The 19,050-nt window shown below is 71.3% G+C and carries 22 protein-coding genes; 6 read left to right on the top strand and 16 right to left on the bottom strand.

Translation table 11 applies throughout. The features are described 5' to 3' along the window. Positions 1-189 precede the first annotated feature (189 nt). The 3 genes from NMN56_RS40630 to NMN56_RS40620 form a co-directional block, all read right to left on the bottom strand. Positions 190-726: an excalibur calcium-binding domain-containing protein gene (locus tag NMN56_RS40630; RefSeq protein WP_274045005.1), complete on the bottom strand. Its 537-nt coding sequence runs from the start codon at positions 724-726 to the stop codon at positions 190-192. A gap of 403 nt (positions 727-1,129) precedes the next feature. Further along, complete coding sequence (locus NMN56_RS40625; RefSeq protein WP_274045006.1) at positions 1,130-1,675, bottom strand: GNAT family N-acetyltransferase; 546 nt, start codon at positions 1,673-1,675, stop codon at positions 1,130-1,132. Then, a complete protein-coding gene (locus NMN56_RS40620) occupies positions 1,672-2,946 on the bottom strand; it encodes a helix-turn-helix transcriptional regulator (protein ID WP_274045008.1) in 1,275 nt (424 codons plus the stop codon). Before NMN56_RS40620 ends, NMN56_RS40625 begins: the two co-directional genes overlap by 4 nt. Before the next feature lie 231 nt (positions 2,947-3,177). Between NMN56_RS40620 and NMN56_RS40615 the strand changes: the two genes are divergently transcribed. After that, the gene (locus tag NMN56_RS40615) at positions 3,178-3,351 is read left to right on the top strand and encodes a hypothetical protein (protein ID WP_274045009.1); all 174 of its coding nucleotides are present in this window, start codon (positions 3,178-3,180) and stop codon (positions 3,349-3,351) included. Further along, positions 3,348-3,818: an ATP-binding protein gene (locus tag NMN56_RS40610; protein WP_274045010.1), complete on the top strand. Its 471-nt coding sequence runs from the start codon at positions 3,348-3,350 to the stop codon at positions 3,816-3,818. Before NMN56_RS40615 ends, NMN56_RS40610 begins: the two co-directional genes overlap by 4 nt. Before the next feature lie 142 nt (positions 3,819-3,960). Here the strand turns inward: NMN56_RS40610 and NMN56_RS40605 are convergent, their stop codons facing one another. Together NMN56_RS40605 and NMN56_RS40600 are read right to left on the bottom strand one after the other, a co-directional pair. Further along, complete coding sequence (locus tag NMN56_RS40605; protein ID WP_274045011.1) at positions 3,961-4,749, bottom strand: SDR family NAD(P)-dependent oxidoreductase; 789 nt, start codon at positions 4,747-4,749, stop codon at positions 3,961-3,963. Further along, on the bottom strand, positions 4,746-5,063 hold the full coding sequence (locus NMN56_RS40600) for a hypothetical protein (protein WP_274045012.1): 318 nt from the start codon (positions 5,061-5,063) through the stop codon (positions 4,746-4,748). The genes NMN56_RS40605 and NMN56_RS40600 overlap by 4 nt, the downstream gene beginning before the upstream one ends. Before the next feature lie 94 nt (positions 5,064-5,157). On the opposite strand from NMN56_RS40600, the gene NMN56_RS40595 reads away from it, so the two are divergent. After that, entirely contained in the window at positions 5,158-6,015 is an 858-nt protein-coding gene (locus NMN56_RS40595; RefSeq protein WP_274045013.1) for a LysR family transcriptional regulator, read from the top strand. 342 nt (positions 6,016-6,357) lie between these two features. On the opposite strand, the gene NMN56_RS40590 is transcribed toward NMN56_RS40595, so the two are convergent. From NMN56_RS40590 to NMN56_RS40565, 6 genes are all read right to left on the bottom strand, one after another. Next, positions 6,358-7,605, bottom strand: a complete 1,248-nt coding sequence (locus NMN56_RS40590) for a serine hydrolase domain-containing protein (protein WP_280842833.1) — start codon at positions 7,603-7,605, stop codon at positions 6,358-6,360. Between the two features lie 169 nt (positions 7,606-7,774). Continuing rightward, positions 7,775-8,314, bottom strand: coding sequence for a Uma2 family endonuclease (locus NMN56_RS40585; RefSeq protein ID WP_274045080.1), 540 nt, complete (start codon positions 8,312-8,314; stop codon positions 7,775-7,777). Between the two features lie 112 nt (positions 8,315-8,426). After that, positions 8,427-9,398 (bottom strand): ABC transporter substrate-binding protein, encoded by a 972-nt coding sequence (locus NMN56_RS40580; RefSeq protein WP_274045015.1) that lies wholly within the window; start codon positions 9,396-9,398, stop codon positions 8,427-8,429. After that, a complete protein-coding gene (locus NMN56_RS40575; RefSeq protein ID WP_274045016.1) occupies positions 9,395-10,315 on the bottom strand; it encodes an ABC transporter ATP-binding protein in 921 nt (306 codons plus the stop codon). The genes NMN56_RS40580 and NMN56_RS40575 overlap by 4 nt, the downstream gene beginning before the upstream one ends. Then, on the bottom strand, positions 10,312-11,385 hold the full coding sequence (locus NMN56_RS40570; protein ID WP_274045017.1) for a FecCD family ABC transporter permease: 1,074 nt from the start codon (positions 11,383-11,385) through the stop codon (positions 10,312-10,314). Before NMN56_RS40570 ends, NMN56_RS40575 begins: the two co-directional genes overlap by 4 nt. Beyond that, positions 11,382-12,470 carry a FecCD family ABC transporter permease gene (locus tag NMN56_RS40565; protein ID WP_274045018.1) on the bottom strand — a complete coding sequence of 363 codons (1,089 nt, stop codon included), beginning with the start codon at positions 12,468-12,470 and terminating at the stop codon, positions 11,382-11,384. The genes NMN56_RS40570 and NMN56_RS40565 overlap by 4 nt, the downstream gene beginning before the upstream one ends. Positions 12,471-12,549: 79 nt before the next feature. On the opposite strand from NMN56_RS40565, the gene NMN56_RS40560 reads away from it, so the two are divergent. Then, entirely contained in the window at positions 12,550-13,209 is a 660-nt protein-coding gene (locus NMN56_RS40560; RefSeq protein ID WP_274045019.1) for an HAD family hydrolase, read from the top strand. A gap of 19 nt (positions 13,210-13,228) precedes the next feature. Here NMN56_RS40560 and NMN56_RS40555 read toward each other — a convergent pair whose 3' ends face one another. Then, positions 13,229-13,465 (bottom strand): hypothetical protein, encoded by a 237-nt coding sequence (locus NMN56_RS40555; protein WP_274045020.1) that lies wholly within the window; start codon positions 13,463-13,465, stop codon positions 13,229-13,231. A 226-nt stretch (positions 13,466-13,691) separates the two neighbouring features. Between NMN56_RS40555 and NMN56_RS40550 the strand changes: the two genes are divergently transcribed. Then, entirely contained in the window at positions 13,692-14,075 is a 384-nt protein-coding gene (locus NMN56_RS40550; RefSeq protein WP_274045021.1) for a cold-shock protein, read from the top strand. A gap of 142 nt (positions 14,076-14,217) precedes the next feature. On the opposite strand, the gene NMN56_RS40545 is transcribed toward NMN56_RS40550, so the two are convergent. From NMN56_RS40545 to NMN56_RS40530, 4 genes are all read right to left on the bottom strand, one after another. Then, entirely contained in the window at positions 14,218-15,099 is an 882-nt protein-coding gene (locus NMN56_RS40545; RefSeq protein WP_274045022.1) for a 1,4-dihydroxy-6-naphtoate synthase, read from the bottom strand. Continuing rightward, on the bottom strand, positions 15,090-15,773 hold the full coding sequence (locus NMN56_RS40540; RefSeq protein ID WP_274045023.1) for a futalosine hydrolase: 684 nt from the start codon (positions 15,771-15,773) through the stop codon (positions 15,090-15,092). The genes NMN56_RS40545 and NMN56_RS40540 overlap by 10 nt, the downstream gene beginning before the upstream one ends. A gap of 172 nt (positions 15,774-15,945) precedes the next feature. Continuing rightward, a complete protein-coding gene (locus tag NMN56_RS40535) occupies positions 15,946-16,470 on the bottom strand; it encodes a DUF2771 domain-containing protein (RefSeq protein ID WP_274045024.1) in 525 nt (174 codons plus the stop codon). Between the two features lie 26 nt (positions 16,471-16,496). Further along, complete coding sequence (locus NMN56_RS40530; protein ID WP_274045081.1) at positions 16,497-17,846, bottom strand: MFS transporter; 1,350 nt, start codon at positions 17,844-17,846, stop codon at positions 16,497-16,499. Between the two features lie 290 nt (positions 17,847-18,136). Between NMN56_RS40530 and NMN56_RS40525 the strand changes: the two genes are divergently transcribed. After that, positions 18,137-19,024 (top strand): DUF3027 domain-containing protein, encoded by an 888-nt coding sequence (locus NMN56_RS40525; protein ID WP_274045025.1) that lies wholly within the window; start codon positions 18,137-18,139, stop codon positions 19,022-19,024. The last annotated feature ends 26 nt before the right edge of the window (positions 19,025-19,050 follow it).

The raw sequence follows: 19,050 nt of genomic DNA, 5'->3' as shown, positions 1-19,050 counted from the left end.
TCGCCGGCCGGGCGTCGGGGGGCTCCTCCCCCAGACTCCGTCCGGGGGGACCCCCACCCGGCAATCCCCCCGCCAAAAGGGGCTCCGCCCCCTCTGGACTCCCCCGGCCGTATCGGGTGGGGCCCTGGAGTTCTTGTGATTGCAGCATGGTGAAAGACACCTCGGGCCTGCCGCGTTCCCTCTACGGGGTCAGGTGTCGCACCCGACTCCGTCGCCGTCCCGGTCGAGGTGGGGCCCGTACCCTGGCTCACCTCTGTGGACGGGGGCGGCGCCGGCGGCGCGGGCCTCTGAGCAGTTTCCGAACGCCACGGCCGGGCCGCCACCGCCCCCACCGTCGCCGTTCGCTGCCGGGGGCCGCGCGGTAACGGTGCTGCGTACCGTCTCGGTGGCCCGCACCGTCTTGGTGACCTCGACGGTTGGGCCCGGTTCCGGCTTCGCCGCCTCAGCTTCCGCCTTCGGCGTTGGAGTGGTGGTCGGCTTTGCTGTGGTGGTCACCGTCGCGGTGGCGGTCGGCCGCGCATCCGAACCGGACGCGGCATCCGCACTCCCGTCGTCCCCCACCCCTATGCCTATACCGAGGAGGAACGCGAGCCCGATCCCCGGCAGTACGAACCGCTTACGCGCCCAACGCGGGCCGAAGCCCGGCGGCCGGCCCCCGGGCGGCGGCCCCCCAGGCGGCACCCAGGGCCGCTGTGGCGGCTGGGGCCCTGTATACGGATTTGCCATGATCCCCCCTGACTTGAAGTGGGATGACAGTAGTGAGGTTCACGGTCCGGTACGAGGTCTGAGGGCAGAAGAGATGTATCTGTGACCCTCCCCCAGAGAATGTTCTTCTTATGACCTCCACCCCCGTATCCGCCCCCACCCTGAAGTCCTGCCCGCACTTCTCTCCGCCCCCAGACACTTCAGGGCCCCACCCGATACGGGCGGGGGAGTCCAGAGGGGGCGGAGCCCCTTTTGGCGGGGGGATTGCCGGGTGGGGGTCCCCCCGGACGGAGTCTGGGGGAGGAGCCCCCCGACGCCCGGCCGGCGAGGCCAACGGGGGCCAGGGGCGAAGCCCCATATTGAACGGGAACCTGGGGTAAGACCACAGGACAACAACGGGGGCACGGGGTGACCCCAACTCTCCTCAGTTATGCGGCCGGACGGTGCGCAGCATGGCTGTGAGGACGGGCCCGTCCGACGAGGGCTGTTGTGTGCTGATGCCTCGGTACCCCCAACGCTCGTAAAGCGCCTTGACCTTGCCGCCGCCGCTTTGAGGGTTTACGAGGAGGGTGACCTGCTCTTCCGGTCGGTGGGCCAGGAGTTCGTCATGGATGCGGCGTGCGAGGCCGGTGCCGCGCCAGGGCGTGCGCAACATGATCTCCTTGAGTGCGACCGTAGGGCTGCTGGTGGTGCCCTTGGGCAGCGGCGTGGCCATGCGGTGCCACCACCGGTCGCCGGACTCGATGGTGTTGACGTATGCGTAGCCTGCGGGCTCGTCACCGTCATAGCCGATGACTGCCTCCCAGCCCGGTTCGGCGGCGTGGCGGGCGAGTCGTTCTCCGTAGCGCTCCACGGAGTAGTGCGGTTGGTGGAGTTGGGCCGCGCGCACCTCTGAGTAGACATCGATCAGCGTGTCCCACACGCACTCGATGTCGGTGGTGTGGCGCAGTTCAATGCCGTCACTGGTCATAGCAGATGCCTCTTGCTGTCTCGGGCGTACGCGTCCCAGCCACGGGTGTGCGGGCTGGACGGCGCAATCAGGTGCAAGGCTTCGCCAAAGCTCTGCAGCATGCCTTCCACGCGCGGATGCTGGCCGACAGGATCGAACGGGATGGCCATGGCAGTCGTGACAGCGGGTTCCAAGTCGCCCTGTCCGAGTTGGGCGTGTGCCAGTCGGGCGGTGGTGATGGCCCGTGTGCGTTGCATCTCAGGGCGGAGGAGAGCCAGGCTGCGATGTGCGTACGCCTCCGCGCCTTCGTAGTCGCCCAGCGCCAGGTGCGCGGCGAGCGCAAGATTCTCCAATTCGGCCCGGTCGTAGAACGCGGTCATCCATACCGGGCGTCGGGTCCCGGGCTCAGCTTGCTGAAGTGCATCCTCGGCATGCCCGAGTGCCTGACGTACCGCTCTGGTGTCTCCGGTCAGGCCGAGGATGGCGGCGTGCCGGGCGTGGCCGAGGGAGGCGAACAAGGGGTCTCGGCGTGCGATCGGCAGGCGGCGGGCGACGTCGTTGGTGGCCAGCGCATCCGCCGGGCGGGCCATGTGCCGGTACATGCTTCCGGCGTGGGACCAGATGCGGAACTGGATGGTCGAGTCTCCCGACATCGAGGCCAAGCTGGCTGCCCGCTCGAAGTGGCGTTGTGCCGTGTCGAAGCGGCGGCCGTCGATGGCCGCCCACATCGCACTGGAGGTGAAGGACGCGGCGCAGCCGTACAGGGCGCCACGAACGCGCTGGCTTGCGGTGCCGCGTGCCTGAAGCGCTATGGCCTCCCCAGCGAGGGCCGACGCTTGGGTCTCGATGGTGAGTTTGCCGCCGTACCGGTGGTCGCTGGCGACGACGACCGCGAACTTGGACAGCAACCGCTGCACATCGCCGGAGCCGACGCGCGGCTGGGCCCCGTGGGCGGGCGTGTTGGCGGCTGTGCCCATCAGCGCACCGGCCGTGGCGCTGACGAAACGACGGCGTTGCACAGGGTCCTCCGGTGGGGCTCTGCGCGGGGAGACGTCTCCTCGCGGGGCGAAGCCCAGTTCGGTCACGGGGCAGTCGAATACTGCCTCCAGCGCGGCCCGCTGCCGCAGGTGAGGCCAGCGGGATTTTCCGGTCAGCCAGTTACGGACCGTGCGGTCGCTGACGGTCCCTTCGTACCCGGCGGCCCGCAGGTCGGCATTCACGGTCTCCGCCAATTCCGACTGGGTGAAGCCGAGTTCCGTCATTCGAGCCTTGAGGATTTTGTTCCCCTGCACGGCGCCACGGTAGCCACGTCACCGGATCGGAAAGAAGCGAGCGCTCTCAAAATTTCCGGTTGCCGTACTCGCACGCGCCGCTGCCTTTTCCTCACGCGCTGTTGTTGCGCGTCGTTTGACTGAACACGGCCGTCGTGGGCTGGACCAGCCCCGACGGCCGCCAGAAGGAGGAGCCCCGCCCAGCCCTGATGGGGCGGGCCGCATAGTCATCGATCCCACACAGAGGTCACGATGCTCATTCAGACCCCCACACCCCCGCCGCGCTGGCCGGAACCCGTACCGGGGTGCCCGGTGTGCGGCGAATACGGTCGGCGGCGCGGGCGTGCGTACCGCGAGCGGGACTACAGCGGTGCGACGGACGCGAACGTGCTGCTCGTACGGCACAAGCGGCAGGAGCACGGATGAGCGTCTTCCGGGTCGGGGCTGAACAGGCGTGCCGGTCCGAGGTGTTGCCCCGCGAGGCGGAGAGTGCGGGGGCCGCGCGGGCGTTGGTGCGCGGGGTGCTGGTCGGTTGGGGGCTGGAGCAACTGGTGGAGGACGGCGCTGTGGTGGTGACCGAACTGGTGGCCAACGCCGTGCATCACACCCGTAGCCACTCACTCTGGGTGACCGTCACGCGAACGGGCGAGGGCCGCGTACGCCTCGGCGTGGTGGACGCTTCCCGTGCGCTGCCCCGGCTCCGCAGCGCGGCGCAAACCGACGTACGGGGCCGTGGCCTGGCCCTCGTTGAGGCGCTGGCCAGCCGGTGGGGGACCGACATCGAGGGTGGGGGCAAGTGCGTGTGGGCCGAGTTGGCGGTTGAGGGGGTCTCGGAAGGCAGGCATCGCCGGGGTCGGTCCGGCGAGCCGTATGAGCCCGTCCCGGACAACTAGCGCCCCTGGCGACCGCCCTGTTACGGCGCGCGGGACAGAGAGGGGCAGGGGTGGGCCCGTTGCCTCGGGGAGCAGGGGAGCAGGAGGGCAACACCGGGTGGCGGCTCCCTCGCCCACGAGGGAGCCGCCAGGGGGTGGTCGGTCAGGCCCGACGGCCCCCGTCGACCGACAGGGCGGTCCCGGTGACATAGGAGGCTTCGGGCGAGCACAACCACACGGCTGCGGCGGCCACTTCCTCCGCTTCGGCGAGACGGCCGAGTGGGGTGGCGGCTGCCTGCCGCCGGGCCATCTCCGTACCGGCCACGTCCGCCGTGGCGCCCGCCCCGGCGACCCCCTCGAACATGGCGGTCTTCGTCAGCGCCGGGCACAGCGCGTTGACCCGGATGTTGTCCGGGGCGTGGTCCACGGCGGCCACCTTGGACAGGCCGACGACACCGTGCTTGCTCGCCACGTACGCCGGTGCGCCGGGGATCGCGTACAGGCCGCCGTTGGAGGCGACGTTGACGATCGCGCCGCCCCCGCGCCGCTTCAGCGCGGGCAGCTCGTACTTCATGCTCAGGAACGTGCCGGTCAGGTTGACCCGCAGTATGTGCTCCCATTCCTCGACCGGCATCTCGGGCAGCGTCCGGTCGTGTGAGGGGATACCGGCGCTGTTGAGCGCGAAGTCGAGCCCGCCGAACGTCTCCGCGGCGCGTGTGACCGCCTGCTGGACGGAGCGCTCGTCGGCGATGTCGACGGAGATCGCCTCCGCTCTGCCGCCTTCCTCCGCGATCAGTTCGGCGGTCCGCCGTGCACCGGCCCCGTCGAGGTCGAGGACGGCGACGGCGGCACCGCGCCGCGCGAACTCCCGCGCGGCGGCCCGCCCGATCCCGCTGCCGGCGCCGGTGACCAGGCCGGCCTGGTGTGCGTAACCGGCCGCGTGACCAGTCATGCCAGCGGCTCATGGTTGACCCAGATCGCCTTGTACGGGTGGCGGCTCTGCCAGCGCTTGATCAGGTCGGCGGCCCCCGGCATCGTGAAGGTCGCGTTGAGGGCGTCCAGGTCGGCGAGGCCGAGCTGGAGGACCGCGCTGGCGACGGCCACGGGCGCGTGGTCGTCACCGGGGACGCGGATGTGGTGCCCGGCCGCGAACGTCTCGACCAGGCCGGAGCCCGTCACGAGTTCTTCGAACTCCTTCAGGTACTCGTCCAGTTCGCTCGCAGGAATAGGTTCGTCGAATGCAACGATCATCGTGTGGTGAATCATGACCCCAGTGAACTGGCATTCCGGTGACGCGTCCAAGATCTCTTCGTTCTCGTTCGATGCCTGACAGGAATCAATCCAGCGCTACCCTTCCCCCATGGTCGATCTGGAGACACGTGAGCTGGAGTACTTCGTCGCGCTGGCCGAGGAGCTGCACTTCGGCCGTGCCGCCGCCCGGCTGGCGATCGCCCAGCCTGCGCTGTCGAAGGCCGTACGGAGGCTTGAGTCACGGCTCGGGGTGAAGCTGCTGGAGCGCTCCAGCCGGCACGTCGCCCTCACCAGGGCAGGCGAGGCGCTGCTCCACCACGGCAGGCACGCGCTCAACGCGGTCGCCGCCGCTGCCGACAAAGCGCGCCAGGCCGGTGACCGGCAGGCGCATCTGCGGCTGGTCATCAAGCCCGGGGGAGACGCGGACCTCCTGTCGGGGCTCCTGGCCGCCTACGCGCGCCGGCCTGACGCACGGCAGGTGGACATCCTCTTCGGCGGGGCGACCGACCGCGCCGACCACGTCCGTGACGGGCGGGCCGACGTGGCTCTGCTGTACGCGCCGTTCGACGACATGACCGGCCTGGACCACGAGGTCCTGGCGGTCGAGGGGCGCGTCGCGATCCTCCCCCAGGACCACCGGCTCGCCTCCCGCGCCGAACTGAGTCTGGCCGACCTCGCCCAGGAGACGCTGCCGCGCTGGAAGGGAGTGCGCTGGACAGGGGCTCCCGAGGGGCTGGAGGGCCCCGAGGTCTCGGACGCCGCCCAGGTGACGCAGCTGATCCGGCTGGGCCGGACCGTCGCGGTACTGCCGCGTTCCCTGGCCCGGCCCCAGCACCCTGACCTGGTCTACCGGCCCGTGACGGACGCCCCGGACAGCGCCCTCGTCCTCGCCTGGTCGCAGACGGACCGCCGCCCCCTGGTCGCCTCCTTCGTCGCGGCGGCGCTCGAAGCGGGGGTACTGCGTTGACCGGGGACGCGACGTGAGGGGGCGGGTGGTGCCGGGCGGCCCTTGCCGGACAGCCGTGCCCGCTTACCGTGCGGCGCTTTCGCCGCTGGTGGCTGGTGGCTGGTGGCTGGTGGGCACCGCCTGGTGACCGCCGGTGACTGGTGACTGCGGGTCACCGCACCCCGAGGGTTCGGCGGCTGTGTGAGCGTGCCGTCGTTGTCCGGGGCCCGCGCACCATGAGTACGTGCCGCCGCCGACCGTGCCCCGCGTGCCGCCGCCGAACCTGCCCCGCGTGCCGCCGCCCGCCGCGTCCCGCGCACCATGTGGGCGCACCGCGTGAGCACACCCCCGCGAAGGGGGCCCTCAGCGGCGCCTGCCCTCGCACAGCGCGTGGTCGGCGAGGGCGCGGGTGGCCTTGTTGAGGCGGGGTTGGTCGGGGACGCCGCCGTTGCTGGTGACGGAGACGGCGACGGAGCGGCGGCCGTCGGGCGTGACGGCGGTACGGGTGTACGAGCCGAAGCCGTCGCCCTCGTGATGCCAGTAGTCGCCGCCGCAGGACAGCGGCTGCCGGCGCAGCCCGAGACCGTAGCCGCCCTCGGGCCATGAGGCGAGGTCGTCGGGGTCGTCGGTCCTGGTGACGGTGCGCTTCATCTCGTCCAACTGGGCCTTGGGCAGCAGCTTTCCGGTCATCAGGGCGCGGTAGAAGGCGTTCACGTCGGCCGTGGTGCTGATGACGGCCGAGTCGGCGCCGTGCTGGATGCTGTGCTCCGTCACATCGAGGCCCCTGCCGTCGGGCGAGGGCAGCGTGACCCGGGTGTGCGGTCCTGGCATGAAGGGGTTCGCGCCGGTCACGGAGGTGCCGCGCAGCCCGAGCGGGGCGATCACGCGGTGCTCGACCTGCTCCCGCCAGGGCAGCTTGCCGGCCTTCTCGATGATCATTCCGGCGACGAGGTAGTTGGTGTTCGAGTACGCCCAGCGGGGCTTCGCGTGGTCGGGCGTGAACAGCGGCCTGTGCCGCATCGCCAGGGCCACCCAGTCCTCGGCCGGGGTCGCGTCGTGCCGGACCTTCTCGAAGTCGCCCAGCGCGCCGGTCAGTTCCGGGTCCTCGACATAGTCGAACAGCCCGCTCGTCTGCTGGAGCAGGTCACGTACGGTGATGCGCGAGCCGTCGTTCCCGTTCCCCGCGACCACGCCGGGCAGCCACTTCTCGACGGTGTCCTCCAGCGACAGCTTGCCCTCGGCCGCCAGTTGCAGCGCCACCGTCGCCGTGAACGTCTTGGTGGTGCTCGCCGCCCGGAACCGCGCGTCCCACGGCACCTTCGTACCCGCGCCCGCTCTGGCCCGTACCGACTTCCGCCCGTCCCGCGCCTGCGCCAGCACTCTGACCTTGCCCCCGCCCGCCTCCCGCACGGCCCGCACATCGGCCTCCAGCACACGATGGGCCTTGCCCGCCTGCCGCCCGCCGTCCCCCGCCGACGCCGACGCGGACGCCGAAGCGGACGCCGACGCCGATGCCGCGCTCGCCTGCTGCGTGACCCCGAACCCGGCGAGCACCGCAGCCGCCGTCACCGCCGCCGTGCCCCAACGCCCGGCCCTGCTACGCCCGTTCACGCGTCCGCCACCATCCATGGTCATCCCCTCGTCGACGTGATCCGTTGCTGACCACACCCAACCAACACGCGCCTCCCGGCACGAGGGGACCAACTCCCGTACCAGGGGTGGCACTAGACCCACTCCGGTAAGGGGTGCCAGCCCCGGACAGGGCCCCGCCCCGCTCCGGTCAGTGACCTGCCGGGTCCTCACGGACGGGGAACGAGCCGGTGTCCACGCGTACGGTCTCGCCGGTGACGAGGCGCAGCGTGAGTTCCTCCCCGTACGGGATCTCCTCGGTGGATCCGTAGCCATTCGCATGCGGCTCGGTCATCAGCGTGCACACGCGCCGGAACGGGTCGGCGATCAGATAGCTCGGGATGCCGTAACGGCTGTACTTGTGCACATTGCGCACGTAGTCCTTCTCGTCGTCCGGCTCCGAGGGGATCTCGACGACGGCCAGAACATCCACGCAGGTGAAGCTGTTGCCGCTGCGGGTGGCTCCACCGGTGATGATCGTGAGGTCCGGCGCTGCGTCGTTCTCGCCGGGAAACTTGATCAGGACGTCGCTGAGAATCCGGTCCCGGGAGATACCGGCGCTCTTGGCGGCATCTCGGACGTCCGACACGGTCCAGTCCTGCTCCGGGCTCCGCGGTGTCATGATGACGCGTCCTTCGAACAGCTCGATCTTGTAGCCCTCGGGGACAACGCCTCTGACCAGATCGTCCATGACTGACACGGCACCCCACCTCCTCCCCGCATTATGTGTGACCGACCCGGCCTCACCTGGTGAAGCCGGCCCTCACCCCGTGAAGCCGGCCCTCACCCCGCGAAGCCGGCCCTCACTTCGTGAGATCGGCCCGCATCTCGTCGAGGATCTTGGCTGCGGCGGTGTAGCCGATGCCCTGGATCCACAGTTCGTCCTCGACGTGGAAGGCCCTCTTCTCCTTCACGGCGCGCATGTTCTTCCACAGCGGGCTGTTCACGGACTTGGCCTCGCCCGACTTCTTGGGGCTGCCGTAGGAGGTGTAGAAGACGACATCGGCGTCGCCCTTGTCGACCTGTTCGGGGCTCACGTCCAGTGCCAGGCCGCCGTAGGACTTCGCCTGCTTGACGACGGGCGGGCGGCCGAGGCCGACATCGTCGAGCAGCGTGGCGATGTACGCCTTCTTGCCGTAGATGCGGGTGTCGGCGCCCTCCTGGAAGCGGATGACGCTCGTCTTGATCGAGGCGGCCTTCTTCTCGCCGCCGAGCGCCTCGGTGACCTTCTTCGTACGGTCCGCGTAGTCAGCCAGCACCTTTTTGGCCTCGGCCTTCTTGCCGAGCGCGTCGGCGTGCACCTGGAAGTTCTGCTTCCAGGGGTAGCCCGTCGTCTTCGTCATCACCGTGGGCGCGATCTTCGACAGTTCGTCGTAACGGTCCGCGTCCCGCTCCTTGTTGGTGAGGATCAGATCGGGCTTGAGCGCGGCGACCTTCTCCATGTTCGGCTGCGCGATGACGCCGACGTTCTCGATGCCCTTGAGCTTGTCCTGGGGCAGGTAGCCGAGGAACGGCTTGCCCGGCAGCGCCGTCGTCGCGCCCAGCGGCTTCACGCCGAGGGTGAGGGCCGAGTCCAGCTCGGCGGTGTCGAGCACGACGACCCGCCGGGGGGCGTTGGGCACCTTCACCGGGCCGTTGGCGGTCTTCACGGTGTGCGTGCCCCCGCCCTTGCCGCCCGTGTCGGCGCTGTCGGAGGAGCCGGAGCCGCATGCCGACAGGGCGAGCGCGGAGGCGAGCGCCACGGCCGTCGCCGCGGCCCGTCCGGTGACGTTCATGAGGGTGCCTTTCCAGAGGTGAGGGTGCCCGAAGGGGCGGGAATGCCGGCGGCGGCCGACTGGCGGGGAGGGCCGGGCACGACGAGGGGATCGCCCGTCACGGGGCACGGGACGACGACGGACTCCAGCCCGAACACCTCGCGCACCAGCGTCGCGTCGACGATCTCGCCGGGGCGGCCCCGCGCGACGAGGCGGCCCTCCTTCATGGCGACGAGGTGGTCGGCGTACCGGGCCGCCTGGTTGAGGTCGTGCAGCACCATGACGACGGTGCGCCCCCGGTCCACGTTCAACTGGCGTACGAGGTCCAGCACTTCGACCTGGTGCGCGATGTCCAGATAGGTCGTCGGCTCGTCCAGCAGCAGCAGATCCGTCTCCTGGGCCAGCGCCATCGCGATCCACACCCGCTGCCGCTGCCCGCCCGACAGCTCGTCCACCGGCCGGTCGCCCAGCGCCGTCACATCCGTACGCTCCATGGCGTCCGTGACCGCGCGCTCGTCCTCCTCCGACCACTGCTGCCACCACCGCTGGTGCGGCTGGCGCCCGCGCGAGACCAGGTCGGCGACGGTGATCGCCTCCGGCGCCACGGGCGACTGCGGCAGCAGGCCGATGGACCGCGCGATCGTCCGGGTCGGGATGCGCGACAGTTCCTCGCCGTCCAGCAGCACCGAGCCACCGCGCGGCTTGAGGAGCCGCCCCAGCGCCCGCAGCATCGTGGACTTACCGCACGCGTTCGGGCCCACCACGACGGTGATCTCGCCGTCCGGTACCGCCAGGTCCAGCTCCTCGACGACCGTACGGTCCTCGTACGCGAGCGTCAGCCCGCGCGCGGCGAGGCGGCTGGTGGAGCTGGTGGAGGGGGCGGCGTCCCCGGGGGAGGGAGTGCTCCCGGCGGAGGGGGTGCTCGAAGAAGTGCTCATTGCGCGGCTCCACTGCGGCTACGGCTGGTGCGGCCACTGCTCGTCCGCACGATCAGCCAGATCAGGTACGGGGCGCCGACCGCGGCCGTCAGCACACCCACGGGCAGCTCCGTCGGCGCGAACAGCTTGCGGGCCAGCAGGTCCCCCAGCGTGACGACGAACGCGCCCAGCAGCGCCGAGGACAGCAGCGGAATCTGCGCCGTTCGCGTCACCCGCCGGGCGATCTGCGGCGCCAGCAGCGCCACGAAGTCGATCGGCCCCGCTGCGCCCGTCGCCACCGAGGCCAGTACGACACCCGTGATGACGAGCAGCAGGCGGTTGCGGCCCAGTGAGACGCCCAGTGCCGTCGCCGTGTCGTCGTCCAGCGTGACGTTCCGCATCGCCCACGCCGACCACACCACGAACGGCAGCATCACCACGAGCGCGATCGCCAGGGGTCCTGCCTGGTCCCAGCCGCGCCCGTTGAGCGAGCCCGTCATCCACACCTTCGCCTGCTGCGCGACCAGGTAGTCGCCCTTGGTGAGGAAGAGCTGTGTCACCGAACGCAGCGCCACCGAGAAGCCGATACCGATCAGCACGAAGCGCGTCGCGTGCAGCCCGCCGCGCCACGCGAACAGATACACCAGCGCCGCCGCCACGAGCCCGCCCGTCACGGACAGATACGGCAGGGCCGCGTACGAGGTGACGCCGAACGTCATCGCGCCGACCGTCAGCGCCGACGCACCGTGCGTCACGCCGATGATCTCCGGGCTCGCCAGCGGATTGCGCGCGACGGTCTGGATCAGCGCACCCGCGACGCCCAGCGCCGCACCCGCCATCAGGCCCACCACGAGCCGGGGCATGCGCAGGGTGCCGACGACCAGTTCGTCGGGGGACGGCTGCCCGAACAGGACCTTCACGACCTCCGTGGGGGAGACGGTCGACTCACCGAGCGTCAGGTTCGCCACGACGGCGGCGAACAGCGCCAGCGCGAGCACCACCACGGTGCCGGCCGCCCGCTTGTGCACCAGCCACGAACCGCGGCCCCGCCGCGCGAGGGCGTATCCGGCGGGGCGCGTCACGGTACTCATGCCGCGACCCCCCGACGGCGTACGAGGGCTACGAGGAACGGCACCCCGATCAGCGCGGTCATCACGCCGGCCGGCACCTCACCGGGCCGCATCACGAGCCGCCCGACGACATCGGAGACCAGCAGGACAACGGGCCCGAGCAGCGCCGCCATCGGCAGCAGCCACCTGTGGTCGCCGCCCACCAGCGCGCGGGCGATGTGCGGCACGGCCAGCCCGACGAACGCGATGGGCCCGGCAGCCGCGACCCCAGCGCCGGTGAGCACGGTCGCGCCGAGCCCTCCGACGAGGCGCACGGTGGCGACGCTCTGCCCGAGCCCCTTGGCGACGTCCTCGCCCAGTGCCAGCGCGTCGAGCCCCCGCGCGACGGCGAAGACGAGGACGAGGCCCACGAGGAGGAACGGCCAGATCTGTGCGGCGATCTCCGCGTCCCGGTCGGAGAGCGAACCGACCTGCCAGAAGCGGAACTCGTCCATCGCCGCCGCCTGCGTGGTGAGAATGCCGGAGACGACGGCGACGAGCAGCGCGTTGATCGCGGCCCCCGAGAGCGCGAGCTTGACGGGAGTCGCGCCCCCGCGCCCCCGCGCGGCGATGGCGTAGACGGCGACGGCCGCGATCCCGGTCCCGGCGAACGCGAACCACACATAGCCGCTGAGCGAATGGACGCCCGCGAAGGCGATGGCGCACACGACGCCGACGGAGGCGCCCTGGCTGATGCCGAGGATGCCGGGTTCCGCGATGGGGTTACGGGTGATGCCCTGCATCACGGTCCCCGCCAGACCGAGCGCGGCGCCAACCATGACGCCGACGAGGGTGCGCGGCACCCGCATGGTGCGTATGACCTCGGCCGCGTTGCTGTCCCCGCCGTGCAGCAGGATGTGCCACACCTCGGCCGGCGCGATCGAACGGCTGCCGAGCGCCAGGCTCAGCAGCGCGGCCAGCGCGAGCGCGCCCAGCGCGGCGAGCACCCAGGCGAGGCGGCGCGCGAGGACGGCACGGCGCGGAGTGTGCCCGGCGCCGCCCGCCGCCGAACCGCCGCCTCCGGAGCGTGCTCCGTCCTGCGAGGTGGTGGGTACAGCGGCGGGCATCGGTCCTCGCTACGTCACGGGAAGGGCGAAGGTAAGGCGGCCCTAAGTCTAAGCCGTACGGCAAGGCACAATGATCGCCATGGTTTCGCACGCTTCGTCCCACACCCACTCCGCACCCGCTGCCCGCAGCGGCCCCACCATCGGCTTCGACCTGGACATGACCCTGATCGACTCCCGGCCCGGCATCCACGCCGCCTACGTCGAACTGGCCGCCAGGACGGGCGTGCACATCGACGCCGACCTCGCCATCACCCGCCTCGGCCCGCCGCTCGCCGAGGAGTTGGCGCACTGGTTCCCCGAGGACGAGGTCCCCGCCATGGCCGACCGCTACCGCGCCCTGTACCCGAGCTACGCCGTACCCCCCACGCTCCCGATGCCGGGCGCGCGCGAAGCCATCGCCGCCGTACAGGAGGCGCGCGGCACATCCGTCGTGGTCACGGCCAAGCACGAGGGCAACGCGAAGCAGCACCTGGAGCACCTGGACATCAGGCCCGACGCGGTGATCGGCGAACTGTGGGCCGAGGGCAAGGCCCAGGCCCTGCTCGCACACGGCGCCACCGCGTACGTCGGCGACCACATCGGGGACGTACGCGGCGCGAGAACGGCAGGTGTGATCTCCGTCGCGGTGGCGACGGGACCCTGCTCGGCCGACGAACTGCGCGCCGCAGGCGCCGACACCGTCCTGCCCGACCTCACGGCTTTTCCCGCCTGGCTGAAGGCCAACGGACTCAACGGATAGGCGCAGGACCCGGCACGCGCTAGGTCGCCGAGCGGGCGGCCCGGCGTTGGGCGATGGCCCCGCGGACGACTCCGGCAGCGGCCAGCACGAAGCCGGCGCCCATCAGCATGCAGACGAAGTACGCAGGCGCGGGGAAGGGCTCCGTCCCCAGGAACAAGGGGGCGACCGTGACGATGGTGGCCAATGCGCCGATCAGGAAGACGATTCCGCCGATTCGTACGAGAAGATCACCGGCGGAGGGAGTTTCAGTGTTCACTCGCACAGGGTAGGTCGGTGGACAGGCGCACGGAGGAACCACTCGGCGGCACCTTGTCACCGGGCTTCGGGCCATTAACCTTGATGGTGGCGGGTCTCAGGACCCGCTCAACTGCTATTCCGGGGGTTCGGGGGGCGTCTCGCACTCCGCTGCCCCACCCCGCGCAGAGCCTTTTTCAGCAGCCGCAGCCCGGTGTTTCCGGACGAGTACGAGGACGAGGACAGACGTGCCTACCGGCAAGGTCAAGTGGTTCAACAGTGAGAAAGGTTTCGGCTTTCTCTCCCGCGACGACGGCGGCGACGTCTTCGTGCACTCGTCGGTGCTCCCTGAAGGCGTGGAAGCGCTGAAGCCGGGCCAGCGTGTGGAGTTCGGTGTAGTCGCCGGACAGCGGGGTGACCAGGCACTCTCCGTGGCTCTCCTGGACCCGGCCCCGTCCGTCGCCGCAGCCCAACGCCGCAAACCAGACGAACTGGCCTCCATCGTGCAAGACCTCACCACACTGCTGGACGGTGTCTCCCAGTCCCTGGAACGGGGCCGCTACCCCGACAAGACCCACGGCCGCAAGATCGCCGGCATGCTCCGCGCGGTGGCCGACCAACTGGACGTCTAACGGGCCGCGCCCCAAAGGAGCGCGGGGCCGTGTTCCTGTATGCGGCTCCGCCGCGGGGGCGCGACAAGCCACGACGCAGCGGCAGCCTGCGACGCACGACAAGGGGCAGCCCTCTCCCCAGCCCGGCGGCCACACACGGCACTCACGGAAAGTCCAGCGCACCGGCTCCCAGCGACGGCACAAGCCCTGCGCCGGCCGCACGCGCGAGCAATCCGCGAACGGCGGCGTAACCGTCCTCGCCCAGCGACTCCGTGAACTCGTTGACGTACAGCCCGATGTGCTGGTCGGCGACGGCCGGATCCATCTCCTGTGCGTGCTCCAGCACGTACGGGCGTGAGACCTCCGGGTCCTTCCACGCAGCGCGCACCGAGGCGCTGATCGTCTCCGCCAGCCCGCGCAGCACCGCTTCGCCCAGCGAACGCTTGGCGATGATCGCGCCGAGCGGGATCGGCAGCCCGGTCGTGGCCTCCCAGTGCTCGCCCATGTCGGCGAGGCTGTGCAGCCCGTAGTCCTGGTACGTGAACCGGGCCTCGTGGATCACGAGCCCCGCGTCGACGGCCCCGTCTCGCACTGCGGGCATGATCTCGTGGAACGGCATCACCACGACCTCGCCGACACCTCCGGGCACCTCGGCCGCGGCCCACAGCCGGAAGAGCAGGTACGCCGTCGAGCGCTCGCTGGGCACCGCGACGCGCTTCCCACTCAGCGCGGCGGGACCGCTCGGCGAGGCGGCGTCGTCCGGCTGGCGGGTCAGCACCAGCGGGCCGCAGCCGCGCCCCAGCGCCCCGCCGCACGGCAGCAGCGCGTACTCCTCCAGCACCCACGGGAGCACGGCGTACGACACCTTCAGTACGTCCAGCTCTCCGCGCTCGGCCATGCCGTTGGTGACGTCGATGTCGGCGAAGGTGACGTCAGGGGCGGGCACGGCGGCGTCGGGGAGGCGGCCGTGCGTCCAGGCGTCGAAGGTGAAGGTGTCGTTGGGGCAGGGCGAGTACGCGAGGGAGAGCGTGCGGTCTATGTCCATGAGGACGATTCTGCTCCTTGTCCTGTGTCCGCCGTGAGCCGGGCGAAGGCCGTGCTCAGCGCGGCCAGCGCGGCCGGGATACGCCATGCCGCGCGGTCGCGCGGGCCCACCGGGTTGGAGACGGTACGCACCTCCAGCACGGGCACACCGGGTACGGCCGCGGCCTCCGCGACACCGAACCCCTCCATCGCCTCGGCCACGGCACCGGGGTACCGGCCCGTCAGCTCGGCTGCGCGCTCCTGGGTGCCGGTCACCGTGGAGACGGTGAGCACGGCACCGGTCAGCGCGCCCGTGGCGCCCGCGGCAGCGCGTACGAGGTCCGCCGGAGGCACATGCTCCGCCGTACCGAACCCCAGCTCCGTGACGGACGCGAACCCGTCCGGCGTCGTGGCGCCCAGGTCGGCCGCCACGAGGCGGTCGGCGAGCACGGTGTCACCGACCCCGGCACCGTGCGCGGCGAAGCCGCCGCCGATGCCGGCCGAGACCACCAGCTCGTACGGGCGCCCCTGCGCGGCGCCCTCCGCCAGCGCGAACGCGGTACCCGCCGCTGCCGCAGCGGGGCCGACCCCCGCGGCGATCACCTCCACGTGGCCCGCCGTGATCCCCCGTACGACGGCGTCACGTTCGGCGCCCACAGCGCACACGACCAGCACCCGCTGGAACGCGTTCAGCATGCGCTCACTCCCTCTCTCTTCTCGCTGCGCACCTCGTTCTCGCCGAAACGGCGCTCGGCCACACCGGACCGGGCCCGGTGGAATCCGCAGCCGCGGAAAGGGGCGGGCGCGCCGGAAAGAGAGGTGGCCCCGCAATGCGTTGCGGGGCCGGTGTGGGGCGGAGGCGACAGGGTCAGCTCGCGGCGTCGTTCTTGACGGTGAAGTGCCAGATGCCGGTGAACTGCCCGTCGGTGACCTCGGCGACGCTCAGCTTGACGCTCTTCTTCGGGGCCTTGGGCTGCTGGCCGGGCGTCGGCTGTTCCTGGAAGAACGCCTCGCCCTGGAAGGAGTAGTACGTCTTCTTCATCGCGTCCGACATCGCCGGCTTGCCGTCCACGAGCACGAGCCAGCCGTGGTCGGCCATCTCGGGGTCGACGCCGACGCGGAGCTTGTCGCCCGAGCTGATGGTGACGCTCTTGCCGGGCGTCTCGCTCATGCAGGAGCGGACGTCCTTCTCCGGGATGGCCTTGCCGTCGTCGTAGCAGGCTGCCTCGCTGGACACGGCGTCGCTGCCGACCGTCGCCGTCACCATGGGAGTCGGCTTCTCGCACGCCGAGAGGGCGAGGAGGCCGAGCGAGACGGCACCGATGGCGGTGGCGGTGCGCACGGTACGCGGCGACTGTGACGACGTGCGGCTGCGCCGCGTGGCAATGCTCATGCGGGCAGGCTACCGGGCGGTTCTGATCAGGCGACGCGGGGGTGCGGCGTGCCGCGGCGGGCCGATCCGAGCAGCCCTCGTACGGAGGTGACCACGCCGGCGGCGACGACACCGGCGGCAACGGCCATGCCGAAGCGCCCGTTGAGCGGCAGTGCCATACCGATGGCGCCGCCCGCCACCCAGGACATCTGCATCAGCGTCTCGGAGCGTGCGAACGCCGAGGTGCGGACCTCCTCCGGCATGTCGCGCTGGATGAGCGCGTCCAGCGACAGCTTGCCGAGCGCCTGCACGATGCCGGCGGTCGCGGCGACGGCCACGACGGGTACGACGTCGACGGCGTCGTAGAGCACGGCGGCTGCGATGGTCGTGCCCAGGGCGCCGAACAGCACGCAGATGATGATCAGTTCGGGCGCGCGTGCCCTGAGCAGGCCGCCGATGGCGGTGCCCAGCGCGTTGCCCGTACCGGCCGCTACGGCGACCAGGCCGAGGGAGACGGCGGCCGAGTTCCCCGCGAGTCCGTCGAGCGGGTGCTCGCGCAGCAGGAAGGCGAGGAAGAAGGTGAGGAAGCCGGACAGCGCGCGCAGCGCGGAGTTGGCGAACAGCGCCCTGAGCACGGAGCTGCCGACCGTACGAAGGCCAGGACGGCTCCCCTTCTCCAGTCGTCGTCCCGCGGCGAGGTGCGCGGTGTGCTCGCCCTTGGCCGAGTCCACCTTGTGGGGGAGCGAGAAGGACAGGAACGTACCGAGGACGAAGACGGCGAAGGCGCCGTAGAGCGGCCAGTTGGAGCCGATCGCGTGCAGTCCTGCACCGGCGGGGGCGGCGGCCCCTGTGGCCAGGAGCCCGGCGAGTGTCACCCGCGAGTTGGCCTTCACCAGCGAGATACGGGGTGGCAGCAGCCGGGGCACCACGGCCGAGCGCACCACGCCGTACGCCTTGGAGGCGACCAGCACACCCAGCGCTGCCGGATACAGCTCCAGGCCGCCCGTCGCCACGGCGCCCGCCATCGTCAGCGCGAGCAGGGCGCGGCCCAGCATCGCGGCGGCCATCGCCGCGCGCCGCCCGTGCGGGACGCGGTCGAGGAGCGGGCCGACCACGGGGGCGAGGAGCGCGAAGGGTGCCATCGTCACCAGGAGATACAGCGCGACACGTCCGCGTGCCTCGCCCGTGGGGACGGAGAAGAAGACGGTGGAGGCGAGCGCGACGGTGACGAGCATGTCGCCGGCCGAGTTCACGGCGTGCAGTTCGATGAGCTTGCCGAGCCCCGATTCGCCGGCGCCATGCGCGTGCGTGGCGCGGCGTACGCGGCGTGCCACCGAAGCGGGCGGCCTGCGCAGGGCACGCGCGACACGGCGGATGCCGGAGCGTTTTCCGGGCATGTCGACAGCCACGTCGTTCAGTGTGCCCCACGACCGGGCCCCGGATGCGGAGCTTGTGGAGGAGTGCCAGGGCCGGCTGGGGCTGGCTGGGGAGTCCGGGACGGAGCCCGTGGGGTAGCGTGGGTGGACGGTGCGCACCGCATGGCCCTTTGAGCGCGGGCGCGGACGTCGCAGCGGCCGACAGGTCCCGCTCCGTCCCCGACCCCGCCCCTTCTTTTGTGGCCGTACGGGCAGCGCACGCCGACAAGGGCGCGACGGCGTAGGAGAGACGAGATTCTTGTGAGTGCTGCATGAGTGCCGCGACGCGGAGCGCTACGAGTGGCGCGCGGAGCCGACGCGCTCCGGACAAGCTGTGCGCCGAGGCCGTAGAGCTGGCCCGCGCGGCGGTCGAGGAGGCCGCGGATCCGGGAACGGTCGGCGAGTGGATCGAGGCCGTCGCCGATGGGGACCGCGTCGTCACGCACTTCTTCGAGGCGTACGAGCCCGGGTACAGGGGCTGGCGCTGGGCGGTGACCGTGGCCCGCGCCTCCCGCGCGAAGAAGGTCACCGTCGACGAGTCCGTGCTGCTGCCGGGCCCCGAGGCGCTGCTGGCGCCGGAGTGGGTGCCCTGGAGCGAACGGCTGCGGCCCGGGGACATGGGTCCCGGTGACCTGTTGCCGACCGAGGCCGGGGACCTGCGTCTGGAGCCCGGTTTCTCCGGCGAGGAGGAGCCGCCGCCCAATTCGCTGATCGCCCAGGAGGAGCCCGAGGAGCCGGGTCCCGACCGGGCCGTGATCGGTGCCGTCGGCGGTGAGCTGGGCATGGGCCGCGCGCGGGTGCTGTCCCGGTTCGGACTGCTCGCGGCGGCCGACCGCTGGGAGGAGTCGCACGGCCCGAACACCGTGATGGCCCAATCGGCGCCCGCGAACTGTGTGAGCTGCGGCTTCCTGGTGCCGATCGCGGGGTCGCTGCGGCAGGCATTCGGTATCTGCGCCAACGAGTTCAGCCCGGCGGACGGGCATGTGGTCTCGCTGGAGTACGGCTGCGGAGGGCACTCCGAGGCCGCGGTCATGCCCCGTGCCACCCAGCCTCCGCCGCCGGTGATCGACGAGACACGCGCCGACCCGTTCTCGCTGGCCGAAGGGCGTGCGGGCACCGAGTCCCGCACCGATACGGCGGAGGACACCCGCCAGGCGTGACGTAGCCTTCCCTGGCCCCCGGGCGC

The sequence above is a fragment of the Streptomyces iconiensis genome (assembly GCF_028657195.3).
GTDB lineage: Bacteria > Actinomycetota > Actinomycetes > Streptomycetales > Streptomycetaceae > Streptomyces > Streptomyces iconiensis.
The sequence above is the reverse complement of the archived record's forward strand: the minus strand, read 5'-3'. Positions and strand labels throughout refer to the sequence as shown.

Bases quoted from the DNA above. Each gene is read 5' to 3' on its own strand.
- NMN56_RS40580 (WP_274045015.1), bottom strand. From the start codon at position 9,398: ATGAACGTCACCGGACGGGCCGCGGCGACGGCCGTGGCGCTCGCCTCC.
- NMN56_RS40575 (WP_274045016.1), bottom strand. From the start codon at position 10,315: ATGAGCACTTCTTCGAGCACCCCCTCCGCCGGGAGCACTCCCTCCCCC.
- NMN56_RS40565 (WP_274045018.1), bottom strand. From the start codon at position 12,470: ATGCCCGCCGCTGTACCCACCACCTCGCAGGACGGAGCACGCTCCGGA.
- NMN56_RS40560 (WP_274045019.1), top strand. From the start codon at position 12,550: ATGGTTTCGCACGCTTCGTCCCACACCCACTCCGCACCCGCTGCCCGC.
- NMN56_RS40605 (WP_274045011.1), bottom strand. From the start codon at position 4,749: ATGACTGGTCACGCGGCCGGTTACGCACACCAGGCCGGCCTGGTCACC.
- NMN56_RS40595 (WP_274045013.1), top strand. From the start codon at position 5,158: ATGGTCGATCTGGAGACACGTGAGCTGGAGTACTTCGTCGCGCTGGCC.
- NMN56_RS40525 (WP_274045025.1), top strand. From the start codon at position 18,137: ATGAGTGCCGCGACGCGGAGCGCTACGAGTGGCGCGCGGAGCCGACGC.
- NMN56_RS40630 (WP_274045005.1), bottom strand. From the start codon at position 726: ATGGCAAATCCGTATACAGGGCCCCAGCCGCCACAGCGGCCCTGGGTG.
- NMN56_RS40600 (WP_274045012.1), bottom strand. From the start codon at position 5,063: ATGATTCACCACACGATGATCGTTGCATTCGACGAACCTATTCCTGCG.
- NMN56_RS40540 (WP_274045023.1), bottom strand. From the start codon at position 15,773: ATGCTGAACGCGTTCCAGCGGGTGCTGGTCGTGTGCGCTGTGGGCGCC.
- NMN56_RS40585 (WP_274045080.1), bottom strand. From the start codon at position 8,314: ATGGACGATCTGGTCAGAGGCGTTGTCCCCGAGGGCTACAAGATCGAG.
- NMN56_RS40615 (WP_274045009.1), top strand. From the start codon at position 3,178: ATGCTCATTCAGACCCCCACACCCCCGCCGCGCTGGCCGGAACCCGTA.
- NMN56_RS40545 (WP_274045022.1), bottom strand. From the start codon at position 15,099: ATGGACATAGACCGCACGCTCTCCCTCGCGTACTCGCCCTGCCCCAAC.
- NMN56_RS40570 (WP_274045017.1), bottom strand. From the start codon at position 11,385: ATGAGTACCGTGACGCGCCCCGCCGGATACGCCCTCGCGCGGCGGGGC.
- NMN56_RS40625 (WP_274045006.1), bottom strand. From the start codon at position 1,675: ATGACCAGTGACGGCATTGAACTGCGCCACACCACCGACATCGAGTGC.
- NMN56_RS40530 (WP_274045081.1), bottom strand. From the start codon at position 17,846: ATGCCCGGAAAACGCTCCGGCATCCGCCGTGTCGCGCGTGCCCTGCGC.
- NMN56_RS40535 (WP_274045024.1), bottom strand. From the start codon at position 16,470: ATGAGCATTGCCACGCGGCGCAGCCGCACGTCGTCACAGTCGCCGCGT.
- NMN56_RS40610 (WP_274045010.1), top strand. From the start codon at position 3,348: ATGAGCGTCTTCCGGGTCGGGGCTGAACAGGCGTGCCGGTCCGAGGTG.